Annotated in this window: 5 protein-coding genes; all 5 read right to left on the bottom strand. The window is 43.0% G+C overall.

Annotation, left to right across the window (positions count from 1 at the left end; genetic code table 11):
- Positions 1-917 (bottom strand): recombinase family protein (locus NFS22_RS23100; RefSeq protein ID WP_251319975.1); only part of this gene is annotated, 917 nt, incomplete at its 3' end.
- A gap of 129 nt (positions 918-1,046) precedes the next feature.
- The gene (locus NFS22_RS23095) at positions 1,047-1,244 is read right to left on the bottom strand and encodes a transposon-encoded TnpW family protein (RefSeq protein ID WP_004056590.1); all 198 of its coding nucleotides are present in this window, start codon (positions 1,242-1,244) and stop codon (positions 1,047-1,049) included.
- Positions 1,241-1,891 (bottom strand): sigma factor-like helix-turn-helix DNA-binding protein, encoded by a 651-nt coding sequence (locus tag NFS22_RS23090; RefSeq protein ID WP_251319976.1) that lies wholly within the window; start codon positions 1,889-1,891, stop codon positions 1,241-1,243. The genes NFS22_RS23095 and NFS22_RS23090 overlap by 4 nt, the downstream gene beginning before the upstream one ends.
- 129 nt (positions 1,892-2,020) lie before the next feature.
- The gene (gene tet, locus NFS22_RS23085; RefSeq protein ID WP_016227219.1) at positions 2,021-3,940 is read right to left on the bottom strand and encodes a TetM/TetW/TetO/TetS family tetracycline resistance ribosomal protection protein; all 1,920 of its coding nucleotides are present in this window, start codon (positions 3,938-3,940) and stop codon (positions 2,021-2,023) included.
- A 920-nt stretch (positions 3,941-4,860) separates the two neighbouring features.
- On the bottom strand, positions 4,861-4,911 hold the full coding sequence (locus NFS22_RS24215) for a hypothetical protein (RefSeq protein ID WP_420908910.1): 51 nt from the start codon (positions 4,909-4,911) through the stop codon (positions 4,861-4,863).
- Positions 4,912-4,928 lie beyond the last annotated feature (17 nt).

Below are 4,928 nucleotides of genomic sequence, written 5' to 3'. Positions count from 1 at the left end.
CGTTTGCGCTGCTTGCGTAGCTCCTGCACACGCTCCCATGTTTCCCGGTCAATGATTGCTTCGTGGTGGTTCTCAAAGATTGCCTGTTTTTCCACGGGGTTCTCTTTGCTCTGCTTCACCTTGTAGGACACTTTCTCGGTCTTGAAGTTCACAAGGCAGCCCGTGTATTCCCGGTTTTCAAGGATATGCGCCACGGTGTTTGTCGCCCACCTGCACTCATAGCCGGGGTGGTAGCGGCGGGTTCTCCCTGTCCGGCGGTATTCCAGTGTTCCCGGCGTGGGGATTTGCTGTTCCGCAAGCATACGGGCTATCTTGGTCGGTCCGTTCCCGGCAAGGCAAAGGCTGTATATCTGCTTCACCACGGGGGCGGCTTCCCCGTCAATGATGAAATTTTCGTCCTCGTCCATGAGGTAGCCGTACACGGGCTTGCTTGTGACGGGCTTCCCGCTCATTCCTTTTGACCGCTTCACGGCTCTGATTTTTTTGCTCGTATCTCTCACCAGCCATTCGTTAAAAATGTTACGCAAGGGGGCAAAATCGTTGTCGCCCTGTGCGCTGTCTACTCCGTCATTGATTGCAATGAAACGGACGCCGTTCTGTGGGAAAATCATTTCCGTGTACATTCCCACTTGCAGATAGTTTCGCCCTAACCGTGACATATCTTTTACGATAACCGTTCCCACAAGCCCCGCTTCAATGTCGGCAAGCATGGACTGGAAGCCGGGTCTTTGGAAATTTGCCCCGGAGAATCCGTCGTCCGTGTACCATTTGAGGTTGGAAAAGCCGTTCTGTTTTGCGTAGGCTTCCAGAATCCGCTTCTGGTTGCTTATGGAGTTGGATTCGCCTTGAAGCGTGTCCTCGTGCGACAATCTCGGATAAAGGGCGGTAATGAGTTTTTGGGTGGTCTGTCTTGGCATAATGTCCTCCGTTTCCGACAGCCAGCCCCACTATTCCGTAAGTTTATCATACCACATGGGGCGGCTGTCTGTACAGTCTTTTTTGCTTCTTTACCGCCCGTCAAAATGACGGTTTTTATCTGCGGGTTGTCATGCGCTGTAAATCGGCTTGTGTCCGGCTGCGCTTTCGGCTTCCAGCACTTTCATCATCTTGTCGGCGGCGGTGGCGGTCGTGCCTTGCTTGAAGTAGCCGGAAACCACAAGGACGGTGTTCCCCCGGCGTACCTCGGTCACGCAATCCGGGCGGCGGGCGGTAGTGGCGGTGCTTCTGTTGGGGGTGTCGGTCATAGGCTCTCCTTTCTGTTCAGCAGCGTTTTAAGCTGTTCCATTTTCTCCCTTGCTCTGGCTTTTCTGAAATTCTCCCCGGTAATGCGAACGGGGGTACACATTTCTGTAAGGCGGTCATAAATGCGGGCGTGGGCGGTGTCCTCCGGGTTCTGCAATTCCTCCAGCGTCAAATTTGTTGTGACAATCAGCGGCTTTCTGCTGCGGTATCGGCTGTCAATCACGTTGTAAACCTGTTCAAGCCCGTATTCCGTGCCACGCTCCATGCCGAAATCGTCAAGGATTTGTAAAGCACTGTGTATGTGATGCCATGCCGTACTCCGGCAACGTCCATACATTTCACCAATTTCCTGTTGCGTGTAATGACCGAAAAAGTAGAGATAAATGATTTCTCTTTTTTTCTCTGGCAAGGATAACAGCGCAGCGGCAAGCTCTCCATTGGTGAGGATAACCGTCTGACCACATATGGTGATGGGGTACTGCTCATAGGGGTCTATGAAATATTTATTAGACGTACTGAACGGGTAAAATTTTTCTTCTGTAAGATATTCAAAAGATATTTCTCTTTGCCGTTTCCTGCTTCTGTCACGCCATGAGTTGAGAGTTGCATAGCGTATCACCACTCTACAAAAAGCGTTAAAAGTATACATAATGTGTTCTTTGTATGCTTCGGTGCAAGCTGAAAGCCTTTGTTTTTTATTTGCTGTATTTGTCCGCTCTTTATTCAAAATAGGTTCTCCTTTTTTATCAGATTTTTTCTCCATATAATTCACAAAAACTTACATTGTCTTTTGAAACATATACCGAATCTTATCTAACCGACTGTTAGGGCGGCGTGGCTGCGATACAAACTCCCCAGAAGTTTCTTTATACCCTTTTAATTCTGTAAGACAAACACTTCTCCCGTTTGTATAAAAATTTAAATCATTTTTATATTCATTGATACAGCGGGCGGGGATTTCTCCTTTAAAAATAACCTCATCATTTTCAAGTACAACCGATTCAATCACTGCACAATATTTTGGCACATCATTGTAAGCCCGTGAAAGATATTCCTGTGGAGCAAAAAGGGTAAAGGAAAGGTATGGCTCCAAAACCTGTGTTCCTGCTTTTTTCAATGCCTGTTCCAATACGACAGGAGCAAGGAAGCGAAAATCTGCGGGGGTACTAACCGGGCTGTAATAAACTCCATAGTCAAAACAAATGCTGCAATCTGTCACTTCCCAGCCATATAAGCCTTGCTCCATTCCATAATGCACACCCTCCATGACGGCATTTTGAAAACTTTGGTTCAAATAGCCAAGAGATACCTTGCTTTTATACTGGGTTCCGCTTCCGATAGGGAGTGGTGTTACAGTTAAACCAATAGACGCCCAAAATGGATTTGGTGGTACTTCAATATGAATCGTGTAGGCTGCCTTTTTTAACGGTCTTTCCAGATAAATAACCGTAGGCTCTTTCATAGCCACTTTTACATGATACTTTTCTTCCAGCAATGAACAAATAACCTCTAATTGCACCTTTCCTAAAAAAGACAGAATAATCTCACGGGTGGCAGTATCAATTTCAAAGTGCAAAAGTGGGTCTGTATCGGCAATTTCTATGAGAGCATTCAGCAAGGCTTCTCTTTGTTCTGGCTCTTGTGGCTCAACGGTTGTCCGAAGTAAAGGCATAGGATTGTCAATCCATGCTTTGCGAGGTAAAAGTTCTTCATTTCCCAAAATGTCATATAATTTTAAAGTATCATCGGATAAGACAACAATTTCTCCCTGACAGGCATGGTCTGCCGAAACAATTTCGCCATTTGCCGGAATGTACATTTCTGTAATCTTTACCTTTTTCTTTTTTGACAGCAGAAGTGTATCTCGTAAATGGAGCGTTCCATGATATAGGCGTAAGTAGGAAAGACGTTTTTTCCCTTCTGTATACTCAACCTTAAAAACATACCCACATAATTCAGACTGATTATTTTTTGTTTCTGTAACAAAAGTTTCAGTAATTACCTCAATCAATTTTTCTGTTCCTAAATTGTCTTTTGCGCTTCCATGATATACAGGAAACAAAGAACAACATCTGGTTCTCTGGCACTTTTCAAGTTGTAATTCCTGTATGTCCAATGAATCCTCTGAAATATATTTTTCTAATAGTTCATCATTCCCGGAAATAACGGAATCCCATTTATCCAAATCAGCAATATCAGTAATATCTATTTTGGGCGATAAGATAACCTCTTGCATGACGATTATATCACTGGTAAGTTTTTCCCTGATGTTTTGGTAAACACGCCGTAAATCAATTCCGTTTTGGTCTATCTTATTTACATAGATAATTGTCGGAATGTTCATTTTCTGAAGTGCATGGAATAATATTCGGGTCTGTGCCTGTACACCGTCTTTTGCCGAAACAACTAAAACAGCTCCGTCAAGGACAGATAAAGAACGATATACTTCGGCTAAAAAATCCATATGACCGGGAGTGTCCACGATATTGATTTTATAACCATTCCAGCAAAAAGAAGTAACTGCCGTCTGAATGGTAATTCCCCGCCGCTGCTCTAAAACCATAGTGTCTGTTCTTGTGGTTCCTTTATCTACACTTCCTTGTTCTGCAATCGCTCCACTGGTGTACAACAGGCTTTCTGTTAAAGTTGTTTTTCCCGCGTCTACATGGGCAAGAATGCCAATATTGATTATTTTCATGTGATTGTCCTCCCTTTACAAGCCCAAAAGGGCATAAAAATCCCCAGCAGTAAAATACTTTTACCACTGGGGATTACAGTTTGCGGACATACACATATACAGCATACACCTGCTGGTGATTGCTGTTCTTTTTCAGATATGTCAAAATTGATAAGGCAAAAGTATTCTTAAATTGGGTACAAAAAACCAAGCCCCCTTATTTAGGGACATTCAAAATTCTTTGAACCCACTATTTGATTGAAGTTTTATTTAAGAATACCTTGCCGCATATTTTTTACTCCTTTTTTGGAATGAAGCTATTATAGCACATCAATTTTAGAAAAGAAAGTAGAAAAAGGAAAAATACTTTGTACACCATAAGAAAGATGTAATGAGTGAGAGGTTTCGTAGTCATCGACATTGTGGAAAAATCTAAACTTTTGGATTTTTCCACAAATCCAAACTTAGAAGAAATCCAAACTTTTCTCTGTAAATCCTTTATTCAAGGCATTTTCTGATAAAAAAGTTTGGATTTTGTTTTGTACTTCTCTTGTCAGAAATGAGAATAAATTGATTGAAACAGAGCTAAATAGCAATGTTTTACGCATTTTGTCATAATTGGAGTATTGTACTTTGTGAAACGAAATCCAAACTTTTTCCGGCAAGAATCCCCAATTATCAAGCTGTTTTCAGAAAAGTTTGGATTTTATATAAGTTTGGATTTGTGGGAATGTGTATAACTGGCTGCCTTATGAAGTTGTGGGTAACTCTGTTTGCAGGACGTGGGAAAGCTGCATTTTAGCTTTTCCATGTGCTGTGAATAGAGTTATCCATGACGGAATAGCCTGTTATGCACATTTCCATAATGCTTGTCTTTTGGTCTTTGGTTCGGAATAGTGTGGTACTGGCAGTCTATTTCTTGTTTTCGGTTACTTGCTTCTTTACCGTACATGAGCATTGGAGCCGGGGTTGTCCGAGCCGTAGCCCTCCAGCAGATTGACAACGCCCC

The organism is Flintibacter muris, assembly GCF_943192995.1.
GTDB classification, from domain to species: Bacteria; Bacillota; Clostridia; order Oscillospirales; family Oscillospiraceae; genus Lawsonibacter; species Lawsonibacter muris.
Note: the sequence above shows the minus strand (reverse complement) of the source record. Positions and strands in the feature narration are given on the sequence as shown.

Coding starts and splice junctions, on each gene's coding strand:
- NFS22_RS23090 (WP_251319976.1), bottom strand. CDS start 1,891: ATGTATACTTTTAACGCTTTTTGTAGAGTGGTGATACGCTATGCAACT.
- NFS22_RS23095 (WP_004056590.1), bottom strand. CDS start 1,244: ATGACCGACACCCCCAACAGAAGCACCGCCACTACCGCCCGCCGCCCG.
- tet (WP_016227219.1), bottom strand. CDS start 3,940: ATGAAAATAATCAATATTGGCATTCTTGCCCATGTAGACGCGGGAAAA.